This is a genomic window from Acetobacterium carbinolicum (assembly GCF_047456275.1).
Taxonomy (GTDB): domain Bacteria; phylum Bacillota; class Clostridia; order Eubacteriales; family Eubacteriaceae; genus Acetobacterium; species Acetobacterium carbinolicum.
Genome location: NZ_CP173357.1, coordinates 3,956,182 through 3,970,262 on the forward strand (window position 1 = coordinate 3,956,182; position 14,081 = coordinate 3,970,262).

13 protein-coding genes and 1 pseudogene are annotated in these 14,081 nt (G+C 47.1%); 10 read left to right on the forward strand and 4 right to left on the reverse strand.

The window, feature by feature from the left end; all coding sequences use genetic code 11:
• Positions 1-5: 5 nt before the first annotated feature.
• From ACIZ62_RS18330 to ACIZ62_RS18340, 3 genes are read right to left on the reverse strand one after another with little or no spacing between them, the layout of a single operon-like run.
• The gene (locus tag ACIZ62_RS18330; protein ID WP_414150857.1) at positions 6-1,043 is read right to left on the reverse strand and encodes a sensor histidine kinase; all 1,038 of its coding nucleotides are present in this window, start codon (positions 1,041-1,043) and stop codon (positions 6-8) included.
• Complete coding sequence (locus ACIZ62_RS18335; protein WP_414150858.1) at positions 1,040-1,720, reverse strand: response regulator transcription factor; 681 nt, start codon at positions 1,718-1,720, stop codon at positions 1,040-1,042. The genes ACIZ62_RS18330 and ACIZ62_RS18335 overlap by 4 nt, the downstream gene beginning before the upstream one ends.
• Positions 1,721-1,732: 12 nt before the next feature.
• On the reverse strand, positions 1,733-1,930 hold the full coding sequence (locus ACIZ62_RS18340) for a hypothetical protein (RefSeq protein WP_414150859.1): 198 nt from the start codon (positions 1,928-1,930) through the stop codon (positions 1,733-1,735).
• A gap of 161 nt (positions 1,931-2,091) precedes the next feature.
• On the opposite strand from ACIZ62_RS18340, the gene ACIZ62_RS18345 reads away from it, so the two are divergent.
• The 6 genes and pseudogenes from ACIZ62_RS18345 (at position 2,092) to ACIZ62_RS18370 (ending at position 8,224) form a co-directional block, all read left to right on the forward strand.
• A complete protein-coding gene (locus ACIZ62_RS18345; protein ID WP_414150860.1) occupies positions 2,092-2,391 on the forward strand; it encodes a DUF2087 domain-containing protein in 300 nt (99 codons plus the stop codon).
• Entirely contained in the window at positions 2,370-2,561 is a 192-nt protein-coding gene (locus ACIZ62_RS18350; RefSeq protein WP_414150861.1) for a hypothetical protein, read from the forward strand. Before ACIZ62_RS18345 ends, ACIZ62_RS18350 begins: the two co-directional genes overlap by 22 nt.
• Before the next feature lie 239 nt (positions 2,562-2,800).
• A pseudogene (locus tag ACIZ62_RS18355) lies at positions 2,801-5,699 on the forward strand (methyl-accepting chemotaxis protein).
• A 205-nt stretch (positions 5,700-5,904) separates the two neighbouring features.
• Positions 5,905-6,102, forward strand: a complete 198-nt coding sequence (locus ACIZ62_RS18360; protein WP_414150862.1) for a hypothetical protein — start codon at positions 5,905-5,907, stop codon at positions 6,100-6,102.
• Positions 6,099-6,623, forward strand: a complete 525-nt coding sequence (locus ACIZ62_RS18365; protein ID WP_414151876.1) for a hypothetical protein — start codon at positions 6,099-6,101, stop codon at positions 6,621-6,623. Before ACIZ62_RS18360 ends, ACIZ62_RS18365 begins: the two co-directional genes overlap by 4 nt.
• 317 nt (positions 6,624-6,940) lie before the next feature.
• Entirely contained in the window at positions 6,941-8,224 is a 1,284-nt protein-coding gene (locus ACIZ62_RS18370) for a metallophosphoesterase (RefSeq protein ID WP_414150863.1), read from the forward strand.
• A 171-nt stretch (positions 8,225-8,395) separates the two neighbouring features.
• Here the strand turns inward: ACIZ62_RS18370 and ACIZ62_RS18375 are convergent, their stop codons facing one another.
• On the reverse strand, positions 8,396-8,713 hold the full coding sequence (locus ACIZ62_RS18375; protein ID WP_414150864.1) for a DUF3784 domain-containing protein: 318 nt from the start codon (positions 8,711-8,713) through the stop codon (positions 8,396-8,398).
• 309 nt (positions 8,714-9,022) lie between these two features.
• Here ACIZ62_RS18375 and ACIZ62_RS18380 point away from each other — a divergent pair, with 309 nt between their 5' ends.
• From ACIZ62_RS18380 to ACIZ62_RS18395, 4 genes are all read left to right on the forward strand, one after another.
• Positions 9,023-9,703: a response regulator transcription factor gene (locus ACIZ62_RS18380; protein WP_414150865.1), complete on the forward strand. Its 681-nt coding sequence runs from the start codon at positions 9,023-9,025 to the stop codon at positions 9,701-9,703.
• Positions 9,690-10,718: a sensor histidine kinase gene (locus tag ACIZ62_RS18385; RefSeq protein ID WP_414150866.1), complete on the forward strand. Its 1,029-nt coding sequence runs from the start codon at positions 9,690-9,692 to the stop codon at positions 10,716-10,718. Before ACIZ62_RS18380 ends, ACIZ62_RS18385 begins: the two co-directional genes overlap by 14 nt.
• An 82-nt stretch (positions 10,719-10,800) precedes the next feature.
• A complete protein-coding gene (locus tag ACIZ62_RS18390; RefSeq protein ID WP_414150867.1) occupies positions 10,801-11,484 on the forward strand; it encodes an ABC transporter ATP-binding protein in 684 nt (227 codons plus the stop codon).
• A complete protein-coding gene (locus tag ACIZ62_RS18395; RefSeq protein WP_414150868.1) occupies positions 11,481-14,054 on the forward strand; it encodes an ABC transporter permease in 2,574 nt (857 codons plus the stop codon). Before ACIZ62_RS18390 ends, ACIZ62_RS18395 begins: the two co-directional genes overlap by 4 nt.
• Positions 14,055-14,081: the final 27 nt, after the last annotated feature.

Sequence of the window (14,081 nt, forward strand, 5' to 3'; positions counted from 1 at the left end):
AGCTATCACAGCTGCCTTTCATTGGGAAGGAACACGGAGAATGTCGAAGCTCTGTTTAATTCAGACTTTACCTGAATGTAGCCGCCCTGACGGGTAATGATTTCACGGCACAAATAAAGTCCGATACCGATCCCGTCGATGTTGTGAACATCATCCTCTCGATAAAAACGTTTGAAGATTTGTGCCAGATGCTGTTCGGGAATTCCCTTCCCAGTATCGGAAATATCAATCTTAGTCGCCATTTCCCAGCGCTCAACAACTACAGCTATTTTACCGCCTGGCGCAGTGTACTTGACGGCATTATCCAAAATATTAAATAAGGCTTCAGCTGTCCATTTCTTATCATGCGGCACTTCGAGGGACCGGTCGCAATCTACGGAGACTTCAATATTCTTTTTTTCGGCAGGTAGGACAATACTGCCAAGGGCAAGTCCCACTGTATCGTACAATGGCGCGGACTGAATGGCGAGCGCAATGACACCCGTTTCCAGCCTTGACATTTTCACCATCGATTGCATGAGAAAGTCCAACTTGTTGATCTGCGTTTCCATGATCGAAAGGAACTCTCGTTGTTTTTGAGGTGAAAGGGGCCTTTCCAAGAGGGTCGAATTATACATTTTCAGGTTCGCCACCGGCGTTTTAACCTGATGGGAAATGTCGGAGATCATCTCCTGAATAGCCTTCTTCTCTATTTTGGTTTGATTGCTATTTCGCTCCATGATTTCATATAATCGTTTGAGCTTGTAATTGAATTTGCCCGTTAAAGTTTCCGATTCCAGGTCAAAATCCACCTCATTTTTTCCATTTACAATGTCGTCAATACAAACATTTAGCGATTCCGAAAAAGCAAGCAGTTTTTTTCGCAGCACCAGAATCAAGGTAATGCCCAATAAAAAAAACAGCAGTGAAAAGACGATTGCAGCGCCCTTTATTATCCAATCCTCGGAATAAACGAAGATCACAGTAATAAAACACCCTGTAATAATTGCAAAAGCCGTGCCGCTGCCGATGAAAAGGCCATTTGTGGATAAGTCTTTTTTCATCCCTTATCACCAGCCCATAGATAGCCCATGCCGTAAACCGTTTTGATATATTTCTTGTCCTCTGTTTCAATTTTACTGCGCAGGCGATTTATATTAACAGTCAAGGTGTGTTCATCGACAAAATTGCTTTCATAATCCCACAGTTTTTCGAGGAGTATCTGTCTCGTGAGTAGGATATTGGGGTTGTTTGTGAAAATCCTCAACATTTTATATTCGGTCGGTGTAAAAATAACCGACTCACCCTTTACAACGGCGACCATCTTATCAAAATCTATGGTAAGTTCGCCGCACACATAGGTATCTTTATCAACCGATTTCCCTGACCGCTTCAAAATAACCGCTACTTTTTTGCGGAAAATATTGATGCTAAAAGGCTTGGTAATGTAGTCATCCGCACCCAGTTCAAAGCCTGCCATCACATCGCTTTCCAGATCACGGGCAGTCAGAAACACAATTGGAACTTTCTGCATTGCCTTGATTTTCTTGCATAGGTCAAATCCGCTGCCATCGGGAAGATTCACGTCCAGAACAATCAAATCGAATGGTTCATCCTTTATTTTTTCCAGAGCCATAGCAGTGTCATATGCAAAAACGGCTTGATAATGATCTAATTCAAGGTTATAGCATAAGCCTGAATTCAGCATCATATCATCTTCTACCACAAGAATTCGTTTCATTTATTCACTCCTTTATTTTAATGGATGCACATGGTTATCCACAAGACAATGGGCATACAGCTGAAACCCGCCGGTTTCTCTAGTTTTGTTCAGCTTTTCCATAAAAATTGACCGATCCGAATCATCCAAAAAAAGATTATGTTCATCCAGACCTTTTAGCAGGACATGATAAATCCCCGTTGTGCTTTTGACCCGCGCTTGTCTTGCCATTGCTGCTTTCACCTCCTGTTGTTTTTGTCAGCATACCACATTTTTGACAGCACAACAAACGAAACGTCCCTTTGTCATAAGCAAATAGATTGGTAACTCTACGGAGCGTTTATTGAAAAACCTGTGACTAAGGGCTACAATTATTTCATGGCAGGGAAATCATGCAAAACGATAAGGAGAAAATGAATTTGGAACAAAAAATTAAAATAAGCAATTTTCTTGATGATTCCGGAAAAATCACCCAGTTATCTCAAAAGAAGATCTTCAGAGTTGCAACGCTCTGCTATTTAGCCGATAAATTTGAAGCAAACCGTAATTATACCGAAAAAGAGGTAAACTCCATTTGTGAAGAATGGCATACTTTCGGAGATTATTTCATACTTAGGCGCGACCTTATTGATAATGGGTTATTATGCCGTGAAGCAAACGGTTCTCGTTATTGGAAGCCAAAAATTGGATAAAAAACAATTCTTTTATTATTTTACTAAGATGTTACCTCCTGGAAACCGCCACCAATTTTACCAACAGCCAGGTCAAACTGGTGTTTGGAACCGATCTGGAACTCCATGACTACCGTGTCACCGGCGCTCGAGAGTTTGGGGAAATGGCATTACCCCGGTTAGAGCCCTGAAAGCAGCGAGCCTTGAGCCGCTGCTTTTTTAGTTGACGCAGTTTAAAGCAGCACATCCCCAATCATCAGTAAAATCAGCCCGCTAATGACACAGGTCAGGATGGTTTTATTTATTATGAGCAGTAAATTTAAATTAAAAGAACGAAATTTACATGAATTTTACATAATCGACTTGATTATTAAATCGCTTTAGTTTAGAATTATTATAATTTAAGTGTTTATGATGGGAGAGTCTAAAAATGAAATGGTTTTACAACATGAAGATCAGAACAAAGCTTTTGGCCGGATTTATGCTGGTAACAGTCCTCGTCGGTATTATCGGCTATGTGGGGATCACAAATATAAAAGCGTTGGATGCATCGAGTACGAACCTGTATGAACACGTGACGCTGCCAACCTCGGCAAGTGGAGATATGGGTATTGAGTTTGGCAAGATTAATAGCTATATCAGAGATATGATCATCGCCAATGATCCCGCAATCATTGCGGAAAATGGCGAAAAAATTGCTGCCAGCCGTGAAAAAATCACTCAATTATCAGAATCCTTTAAACAGAACATTCTTGATGATGAGATGCAACAACTGTATCTGCAGTTTCTCGATTCCCGGAAGGTTTATATCACGGAGCTGGAAACCGTGATGGCCTTGGCCCGCCAGAATCAGGACGCCGAAGCGCTGGCCCGGATCGCAACTACCGGGGCCGCCGGGATGGCCTCGCAGGCCGAACAAGATGCCCTGGAAAAACTCCACAATATGACGATTGAGGATGGCCAAGTACTGTCCGAGGCCAACCATAACCAGACAAACAACACCGTGACAACTATGACAGCCTTGATGGTGATTGGCGTTCTGATGGCCCTGTCCCTGGGGTTTCTCCTCAGTACGGTTATCAGTCGTCTGCTTAAAAAAGCGGAGTATATGATCAAAGAAATGCGACTGGGTCATTTGGGTGCGCGACTGAATATGGATAGCCGCGATGAAATCGGCCAGATGGCCATGGCCATGGACGGACTGGCCGATGATCTGCAAAATGTGGTGATTGCGACCATGAACCAGATTTCCGAAGGTGATGTTTCGGCGATGATTGAAGTCAAGGATGATCGGGACGAAATCTCACCAGCGCTTATAAAAACCATCGCAACCATCCGGGATCTGATTAGCGAATCAACCATGCTATCCCAGGCCGCGGTGGAAGGACGTCTGGATACCCGCGGTACGGCGGATGCCTTTAAGGGCGGATTTAAAGAAATTGTTGGCGGGGTTAATGCGATGCTGGGTGCCCTGGTTGGCTACATCGATGTCATGCCCAACCCGGTTTTTATCATTAATAATGACTTCGAAATTCTCTATATGAATGATTCCGGTGCTCAAACGGCGGGGCTTTCCAAAAAAGAAGCGCTCGGTCAGCCTTGTCACCATCTTTTTAAAACATCTGATTGCCATTCGGAAAATTGTGCCTGTACCCGAGCAATGCGTACCGGTCATACCGTAACCAGCGAAACGGATGCGCATCCCAATGGTTTAGATCTCGATATTTCTTATACCGGGTTGCCAATCACCGATCATTCGGGGAATATTATAGGCGCGATGGAATTTATCACCGATCTCACGGCCATCCGCACAGAAGAACGACGAATGATAAAAATCTCGGACTATCAGCAAAATGAAACACAAAAGCTGATAACCGAACTCACCAAACTTTCCCATGGTAATACCGATGTTTTAATTGAGCTTGCCGACTGTGATGCCGATACTCAAACGACCTATGAGACCTTCTTGCTTATCGGCGATTCCGTCAATCAATGTGTACGGTCAATCAAAGCACTGGTGACAGACGTTGGCATGCTGGCTCAGGCCGGTATCGCCGGAAACCTTGATACTCGCGCGGATATCAGTAAACATCAGGGCGATTTCGCCCGGATTGTTGACGGTGTTAATGCCACGCTTGATGCCGTGGTGGCACCGGTTCAGGAAGCATCAGCGACCTTAAACGAACTGGCTCAGGGAAACCTCGACACCGGGATGGTGGGTACTTATCAAGGCGATTATACCCTGATCAAGGACAATATGAATCAAACTGTCGACTTCCTCAAACGCTATGTCCGTGAAATCACCGATACCTTTAGAAGAAATTGGCCGGGGGAACCTCGATCAGCACATCACCGCGGACTATCTGGGCGATTTCCAGGCCATTAAAATAGCACTGAATGACATCACTGCCAATCTCAGTAGCACTATGTCCGACATTAATATTGCCGCCAGTCAGGTCGAAATCGGCTCTCAGCAAATTTCCGATGGCGGTCAGGCTTTGTCCCAGGGCACCACCGAACAAGCCAGTGCGATCCAAGAGCTAACCGCTTCCATTGAAGAAGTCACCGCAGAAACCAAGAAAAACGCGATCAGTGCCAATGAAGCCAATGACCTGGCGCTGCAGGTGCGAAGTAACGCCAAAGTCGGCAATGATCAGATGCAGCAGATGGTCACCGCCATGGTGGAGATTAACGACTCTTCAAAAAGCATTTCCAAGATCATCAAAGTCATCGATGACATCGCCTTCCAGACCAATATTCTGGCTCTGAATGCTGCCGTTGAAGCTGCCCGGGCCGGCCAGCATGGCAAGGGCTTTGCGGTGGTTGCTGAAGAGGTCCGCAGCCTGGCCGCCCGTAGCGCCGAAGCCGCCAAGGAAACCACCGGTCTGATTGAAGGCTCCATTGACAGGGTTAATGCCGGCAGTAAAATTGCCGATCAGACCGAAGAAAGCCTCAAAGAGATCTTAACTCAAATCCAAAAAGTGACCGATCTGGTCGGCAACATCGCCGAGGCCTCGAATGACCAGGCCACTGAAATCGCCCAAATCAACCGGGGCATCGAGCAGGTATCCGAGGTCGTTCAAACCAACTCGGCCACCGCTGAAGAAAGCGCCGCCGCCAGTGAAGAGCTGTCAGGCCAGGCTGAAATGCTTAAGCAAATGGTGGCTGCTTTTAAAATCAAGGATTCAAGCATATCGCAATCAAACACATCGCATTCAAGTATATCGCGGTCAAGCGAAAAGGAAACAGTTTTCCAACCAATAAAAACCACCAGTTCACGTCCGTCCGAATTTACGATCAATTTAGATGATGACATCGACAAATACTAGCCTGACAGCGCATTTGTTATCAGCGGATAATCAAAAAAAACAGCGAACTTTGAGTCGCTGTTTTTTTCTGTCGCTACCTGTTCTTGTTCAACCTATTTTCCGATATTTAACGGCATAACAAACGAAATGTCCCCTCGTCATGTAGCGCTGCTTTTTAATTGAGACACTATTCGATCGAGATTTTTTTTGGTTTCAGGATAATCCTTTGCAAAACAGCCTTGAATCGGTTATCCTAAGTACAACAACGATCATCGGATACATTCCCTCGACAGCAAAAAACTATGCCACTAAATATGGCAACCCGTTTGAATTACTGAATCCCGAAGGCTGGAATTTTTATAATTATCTCAAACCCATATTGAAAATATTGGTTGGCAGGATTATGCCACCGATGGCGAACTGAGTGGTACCGAAGGCCGTTCCCTGCGGCTCGAAGGGATTAAAATAAACAGCTTTCACGACAACCTCGGGGTTGAATACGCAACCCACATCCAAAACATTGGTTGGCAGGATTATGTCGCCAATGGCGAACTGAGTGGTACAACCAATCAATCGCTTCGGCTTGAGGCCATTAGAATTAATTTAACTGGCAGTGATTCAACTAAATATGATATTCAGTATCGTGTTCATGTCCAAAACATCGGCTGGATGGATTGGTCAAAAAATGGTGAAGTTGCCGGCACCACCGACCTCGGCTATCGTTTGGAAGCGATCGAAATTAAGATTGTCAAAATCACTGCCGATTTAACAGCTTACAATGCCGCTTTGACCGCTGTCAATCCGGCTGATTATAGCGCTGTATCTTGGGCCGACTACCAAACCATTGTTGCTACTAATAGCATGACGGGGGACAATCTTCAAACTGAAGTCGATGCGGCTACCGCTGCGATCATGGCCGCTGCAGTCACATTAGCGCTCAACTAAATGATCTGAACTGATCACAAAATGAAAAAAGGACACTCTCACGGTGTTCTTTTTTGCGATCAAGGGGATGGATCTTGTGTCTTATTCACCCAGACATACGCGATCTTGCCCCTTGCGTTCGTCAATTCAGGGGCCGACATTGATCACATTATTGTGCGGTGGCTGACACCAACCGGCCCCCCTTTAAGGCCCCGAGTGTCACTTGTTATTCTGCGGGGGATATGCTATAATTAATAAATTTTTACCTGCATTTTTTTGTGACATCCCTTGTTACTATCATTAAGAGAAAATTTTAATCGAGAGAAAAAGGAGCTTACATGAAATCGTTAAAACATGGTCTGATTCTAACCCTTGTTGCCCTTCTGATTTTGTCCCTGACAGCCTGTACCAAACCCGCCAGTCAGGCCCAGGCACTGCCTATATGGGACAATAATGCAACCCATGACGCCAAACGGATTGTTGTCATCAGCGATCTGCATCTGGGGGTTGATGACAGTTTCTCAGAAACCGTCACCAATAAACCGGCCTTGATCACTTTTTTGAATGCGCTCACCGCCAGCGAGATTGATGAACTGATCATCGCTGGTGACCTCTTTGATCAATGGTTTGTCCCGACCGACTATAGCGGACCAACGGAACTCAAGGCTTTCTTCACGAAAGTAGCCGAAAACAATGCCGATGTCGTCGCTGCGATTGAAACAGTGATTAAGAGCGGCATCACGGTCACCTATGTACCCGGCAACCATGATTTGCTGCTGACTGATGCAATACTGGCCGAACTGATACCCGGCATCAAGCAGGTGCGCGATGTCGCCGGTCTGGGCACCTATCGCACCGGCGAGCGGACCGAGATCGTCATTGAACACGGTCACCGCTACAACACCTTCTGTGCCCCGGATTCGCTGTCCAATAAAGACTTCACCGGCGATTACCCTTCGATTTTGCCGCCCGGTTATTTCTTTACCCGGATCGCCGCCACTTCGGTTGCCGAAGGGATGTCAGCACCAGCCAAAGACTTGCCGCAAGTTGCTGCACCGGCCGCCGATAATATCGACCTGCTGGGCGCTTATGCCTATTACCAGACCTGGGCCGGAACCATCGCGACTTTCCCGATTAACGCCGGTTTCACCGAACCCACCATTAAACTTGACGTCGATGGTTACAACGACATCTTTGCCCTCAGTGATCTGCTCCCGACCACCCAGCCGGATGGCACCATCAATGCTCCCCTCTATAACAATGTGCAGCAGCGTTGGGATGCCCTCCAGGCCGCCAATGGCGTCGCCGTAAAACTGCCCTATAACATCGCCACGGACAAGGATCAGGACTCCACCTATACTGACCAGCAAGCGGTGACCCAATATTTTAATATCGATCCCAGCGTTGATGTGGTTATCTTTGGTCATACCCATGTGCCGGTTTACAACACCTTTAGCGACGGCTACAACCGAGAGAAAATCTATGCCAACAGTGGTACCTGGATTGATAGCAACGCGCAACTTGCTAATATGACCTTTGTGGTCATCGAGTCCGGCAAGGAATCTACCGATGTCCGCCTGATGCAGTACCTGCCCGATGGTACCATCAAAGATCTGGACTAATCAGAAATAATCAAGGGGACGGTTCTTTTGCAAGATATTTATCGATATTTTAATCGTCATCACTTTCTGCATTGCCGGGCACACCCCTAAAAAACACCGCTGACGCTTGTGTCAGTGGTGTTTTTTTAAGGCTGAGAAGGGGTTGCGGGTCCTCATGACTTGAGAAAGCTGTTAAAATATTCCATGATTATATTTAAGTTGTGCATGAATCATAATGGCCAATCCGCCAGTAAAACAAACTGCAAAAGCAATCCATCCATACGCTGAGTCAGTAAGAAAGCATAATAATCCGGTTAAAAAAATTCCTATACCCATAAGGATCATTGCTTTTCCCATTTTTTCTGTATAAGCCTTTTTATCTGCTTCCACGACCTTTGTATAATGGTAATCATGAATCAATGTTATTTGTTCTTTTTTCCAGAGTCGCCAACCTAAAAAAATAAATAAAATTCCTAATAACCCCATTAGAATCGTCATAAATAAAAACATTTTACGCTCCTCCTCAGTCCCTGCTCTTTGGTAATCTATTCACACACAGCTACTTTACATAGCTTACCTCGATCTTCTGTTATTTTCAAGTACTTCTTGCCGAATGTTGCATTATGGAAAATCCATCCACTACCCAGACCTACCGATTATGAAATCAATTAATCGTCCAAGTTGGCACAGATTGAGATTGATGACCAGATATTTCGCGTAAATAACAAACCCCGAAGCGCCTCCCTTGTCATGTGCTTGAATATTTCCGTCAAAAGAAATACAATAGAGGCGCAGTAAAATTAAGGATGGTGAAAATAAATGAAACGGATATTTTTGGTTGAGGACGATCAGGCCATCGCTAAAAACCTGATCCTGTTGCTCCGTGCAGAGGGGTTTACCGTCACTCATGCCCCAACCCGGAGTGACGCCCTGGCCGCCCTGGGTGGAAATAAATTTGACCTGGCGCTGGTTGATATTTCTTTGCCTGACGGAAATGGCTTTACGGTTTGCACGGAAATCAAAGCAGCACAAGCGATTCCGGTTATCTTTCTGACCGCTTCCGGCGATGAGGCGAGTGTTGTTACCGGGCTGAATATGGGCGCCGACGACTATATCACCAAGCCGTTTCGGCCCCGCGAATTAATTGCCCGCATTGGCACCGCCCTACGAAAAAGCGGACCTTCGGCTTTTGAAATTCGCGGACTTCATGTCGATACCGCCAGCGGCCTGGTGAAAAAAAACGGCAACGAGGTTTTTCTCTCAGCTTTAGAATACCGCTTGCTGCTGGTGTTTATCAGCAATCCTAAAAATATTATCACAAGAAACCAGCTGCTTGACGAATTGTGGGACGCCGCGGGCGAGTTTGTTAATGACAATACCTTAACCGTCTACATCAAACGCCTGCGGGAGAAGATTGAGAGCGACCCCGCCAGCCCGCAAATCATTCTGACCGTTCGCGGGACGGGGTATCGATTGGGGGGTGACTATGCTTCGAAATAAAGAGTTTCGGCAATTCACCCTTGTATTCACCTTAATTGCCGCCATCACAGTGGTGCTGGGCTTTACCATCAATACAGCGGCGGGAATCCTCGCCGCCGTTTCTGCCGCCGCCTTTGGCACCGCGTTTTTTACCTTTACCAAAGCCCGTTACAAAAGCATTGCGCGGATTTCAGATCAAATCGATCAGGTGCTTCATAATGCTGACAACCTCTATATTGGCGAATCGGATGAGGGTGAACTTTCCATTTTGCACAGCGAAATCACCAAAATGACGCTGCGCATCCGGGAGCAAAACGACGCCTTGAAAAAAGAAAAAGAACATCTTGCCGATTCCCTGGCCGATATCGCCCACCAACTCCGCACCCCGCTGACCTCCGTAAATCTGATTCTGTCATTGTTAGCGAATAACCCTGATAAAAACCAGCGGCAAGCCTTTCTTCGGGAAACCGAGGAATTGCTGCTGCAGATGGATTGGCTGCTGACTTCCCTACTAAAATTATCCCGCCTGGACGCCGGCATTGTGGTGTTTCAAAGCGAGCCCATCGATGTAAGCAGCCTGATCGCCGCCGCGCTGCGCCCGCTGCTAATCCCCATCGAACTGCACAAAATTGATGTGCAAATCGACGCTCCGCAAGGGCTGATGATCCCGGGTGATTCCGGTTGGCTTGCGGAAGCCATTCAAAACATCCTCAAAAATTGCATGGATAGCATTGATGGCATTAATCGCACGGATCAAATTAATAAAAGCACTGGCGAAAACGGAAAGATTGAGATCCTCTGCTCGGATAACCCACTGTTCACCGAGATAACCATCCATGACAGCGGTGCGGGCTTCAAAACAGACGATTTACCCTACCTGTTTGACCGCTTTTATCGTGGCAAAAACCAAAGCACCACCGGATACGGGATTGGCCTGGCCCTTTGCAAGATGATTATCACCCGGCAGGGCGGGACGATTACCGCCAAAAATCACCCCCAGGGCGGCGCGATCTTTGCCCTTCGTTTTCCAAAGTGACGAATCTCTCACCTGAAAGTCACCGAGCTGTAAGTTAAAGCTGCTATTATATGGGTAAACCATCAGAAAGGAGACTCACATAATGGAGTTTTTAAAAATTGAAAATTTATGCAAGGTCTACGGTAAGGGCGAAAACCAGGTTACTGCTCTGGACCATGTTTCGCTAACAATTAAAAAGGGGGAGTTTACCGCAATCATCGGCTCATCCGGATCGGGCAAATCGACATTGCTTCACATCATCGGCGGCGTCGATGTGCCAACCAGCGGCAAGGTGTTCTTAGATGACCAGGATGTCTATGCCCAAAACAATGAAAAGCTGGCCATTTTCCGGCGGCGGCAGGTTGGCCTGATCTACCAGTTTCACAACCTCATTCCCACCCTGAATGTGGTCGAGAACATCACCCTGCCGATCCTAATGGACAAGCGTAAGGTCAACAAGGAACGACTTGATGACTTGCTTAAGCTGCTGGGGCTTAACGACCGACAAACGCATTTACCCAATCAGCTTTCAGGCGGTCAGCAACAGCGGGTTTCGATCGGACGGGCGTTGATGAACGCCCCGGCACTGATGCTGGCCGACGAACCCACGGGCAGTTTGGACAGCCGGAATGGCCATGAAATTATCAAGCTGCTTAAATTAAGCAATCAAAAATATCATCAGACCCTGCTGCTTGTCACCCATGACGAAAATATCGCCCTGCAAGCCGACCGCATTATCGGCATCTCAGACGGTAAAGTCGTCCGCGATGAACGGGTACGGCCATGAATATTTTTAACAAAATCACCCTGCAAAGTATGATAAAAAGCCGGACCCGAACGATTGTCACAATTATCGGCGTTATTCTGTCCGCCGCTATGATCACGGCTGTTGCCACCTTTGGCGTTTCGCTGCTTTCCTATCTGGCCAACGGTGCCGCCCATAAATACGGCGATTGGCACGTTGAGTTTTTTGACGTCTCAGCTGCTTTTGCCCAGGAACGAAGCCACGACGCGGGTGTCGCTAACACTGCAGCCTTTAAAAATATCGGCTACGCCACCCTTGACGGCGGTAAAAACCCCGACAAACCGTATCTTTTTATCGCTGGATTTCGTCCCGAAGCCTTTGATACCTTGTCGATCAACCTGATTTCCGGCCGGCTGCCGGAAAATAGCGGGGAGATTCTTGTTTCGGGGAGCGTCGCCGCCAACGGGGGTGTTAAATTTGCAGTCGATGACACGCTTTCACTCGCTGTCGGCAACCGCATCAGTGGCAACGCGAAGCTCGGTCAACACGACCCGTACACTGCCGGGGACGAAACGCTGGTACCTCAAGAAGAGCGCACTTACACCGTTGTCGGAGTCTACCAAAGGCCCGGCTTTGAAGAATCGATCGCACCCGGATATACTTTAATCACAAAAGCCGATCCCCAAGATCAAGCAGACAGCGTCAGCGTCTTTGTCACACTTAAAAACCCCCGCCGTATCCAGGCTTACGTAAACAGCACCGCCGGAGCAAGGACTTACGTCTTAAATGATAATGTGCTGCGCTTCCTGGGTCTTTCAGACGATAATATCTTTAACCTGTTTTTATACGCAGTTGGCGGCATTGTGGTCGTTATCATCATGATCGGCTCGATTTTTCTGATTTATAACGCCTTTAACATCTCGCTGAACGAACGCACCCGACAATTTGGAATTCTTTCGTCGGTGGGAGCCACCGCCAGGCAACTGCGAAATTCGGTGCTGTTTGAAGGGCTTTGCATTGGTGTAATCGGCATCCCGATTGGTGTGATGGTCGGTATCGGCAGTATCAGCCTGGTGATTTCCGTTGTTGCCGGGAATTTTGGCAATGTCATGTACAGTAACGTCCCGTTAACCTTAACTGTGTCGATCCCCGTCATTGTTGTTGCGGCAGCGATTAGCCTGGTTACGATTCTGATTTCGGCCTATATCCCGGCCCGCAAGGCTGCAAGCACTCCCGTGATGGAGAGTATTCGCCAGACCAATGCGATCAAGGTCGAAACCAAAACCGTCAAAACCTCAAAACTGGCCCTACGTCTTTACGGTTTAGAGGGAACCCTGGCCCTAAAGAATTTCAAGCGCAACAAGAAAGGCTATCGCAGCATCGTGCTCTCACTGGGTTTAAGTGTTGTGTTGTTTATCTCAGCCAGTACTTTTGTAACCGATATGAAACAGGCTGCCGAGCAGTCAGTCGCCTTTACAACCTATGACATCGGCTTTGCCACACAGGATATGGACGATCGCGAAATGCTACCGCTTTACGACAAACTAAAAACCGCCGACGGTGTTTATGAAAGCGCGTATCAAGCGCTGATGAAGTATTCATGCACTGCCAACGCCAGCGATCTTTCCGACGATTACTGGGCAAATGCGGGTTCACATGTACCGGACGAAACGGTTAATCTGCCCGTCGACCTCCAGTTTCTTGATGACACAACCTATCTGAATATACTTAGCGACTTGGGTTTACCAGCCTCGGATTATACCGGGCCAAATGCGAAACTGATCGCCGTTGCCAAGATGCCAGACCCGAACACGGAGGTTGATCAGATGAGTGATCTGTTCGCACGTACTTCTCTGAATCTTACCATTGCACCCGCAACAAACGGCGCGCCAACATCGGAACCGGGACAAAACGTCAGCATCACCTTTGTTGCGACCGTACCGCCCGATACACTACCGGTGCCGGGAAACAGCGGATCGGAGAGTCCCTTCTTTTTTAGAGTAATGGCCCCCTATTCGCTCAAAGAGCAGTTTGAAACCGCTGCATCTGATGTGGCTGTTAAGGGCTTGACCTTTCGCTCAACGAATCCCACTCCGACGACGACTGAAATGGAAACGATGATTCAGGGTGCGGGAATTACCGCCGATTACAACCTCTATAATACCTATAAAATGCTGGATGAGAGCCGCAATTACATCTTCATTGCCAATGTCTTTGCGTATACGTTTATCATTATGATTTCATTGATTGCGGTGGCCAATGTATTTAATACGATTTCTACCAATATCAAGCTGCGCCGGCGGGAGCTTGCGATGCTCCGCTCGGTTGGAATGTCTGATCGCGATTTCCAAAAGATGATGAATTTTGAGTGTGCCTTTTATGGCCTGAGAGCCTTGCTCTTCGGGCTGCCCATCGCCGCCATCGCTTCCTGGCTGATTTACAAAGGGATGGTTTTCGGTGGGACGGATAATATCGATTTTGTGTTCCCCTGGGGCAGTATGGCCATCAGCGTGTTTGCCGTACTCTTTGTGGTGTTTATTACCATGCTGTATGCTGTTAGCAAGTTAAAAAAAGAAAACATCATTGACGCGCTGCGGGATGATATGACGTGATTAGAAAACAAAACGGCGTGGCAAAAG

What these genes read in the sequence shown, in the direction of transcription:
- ACIZ62_RS18330 (WP_414150857.1), bottom strand. Translation starts at nt 1,043, where the DNA reads ATGAAAAAAGACTTATCCACAAATGGCCTTTTCATCGGCAGCGGCACG.
- ACIZ62_RS18335 (WP_414150858.1), bottom strand. Translation starts at nt 1,720, where the DNA reads ATGAAACGAATTCTTGTGGTAGAAGATGATATGATGCTGAATTCAGGC.
- ACIZ62_RS18340 (WP_414150859.1), bottom strand. Translation starts at nt 1,930, where the DNA reads ATGGCAAGACAAGCGCGGGTCAAAAGCACAACGGGGATTTATCATGTC.
- ACIZ62_RS18345 (WP_414150860.1), top strand. Translation starts at nt 2,092, where the DNA reads ATGCAAAACGATAAGGAGAAAATGAATTTGGAACAAAAAATTAAAATA.
- ACIZ62_RS18370 (WP_414150863.1), top strand. Translation starts at nt 6,941, where the DNA reads ATGAAATCGTTAAAACATGGTCTGATTCTAACCCTTGTTGCCCTTCTG.
- ACIZ62_RS18375 (WP_414150864.1), bottom strand. Translation starts at nt 8,713, where the DNA reads ATGTTTTTATTTATGACGATTCTAATGGGGTTATTAGGAATTTTATTT.
- ACIZ62_RS18380 (WP_414150865.1), top strand. Translation starts at nt 9,023, where the DNA reads ATGAAACGGATATTTTTGGTTGAGGACGATCAGGCCATCGCTAAAAAC.
- ACIZ62_RS18385 (WP_414150866.1), top strand. Translation starts at nt 9,690, where the DNA reads ATGCTTCGAAATAAAGAGTTTCGGCAATTCACCCTTGTATTCACCTTA.
- ACIZ62_RS18390 (WP_414150867.1), top strand. Translation starts at nt 10,801, where the DNA reads ATGGAGTTTTTAAAAATTGAAAATTTATGCAAGGTCTACGGTAAGGGC.
- ACIZ62_RS18395 (WP_414150868.1), top strand. Translation starts at nt 11,481, where the DNA reads ATGAATATTTTTAACAAAATCACCCTGCAAAGTATGATAAAAAGCCGG.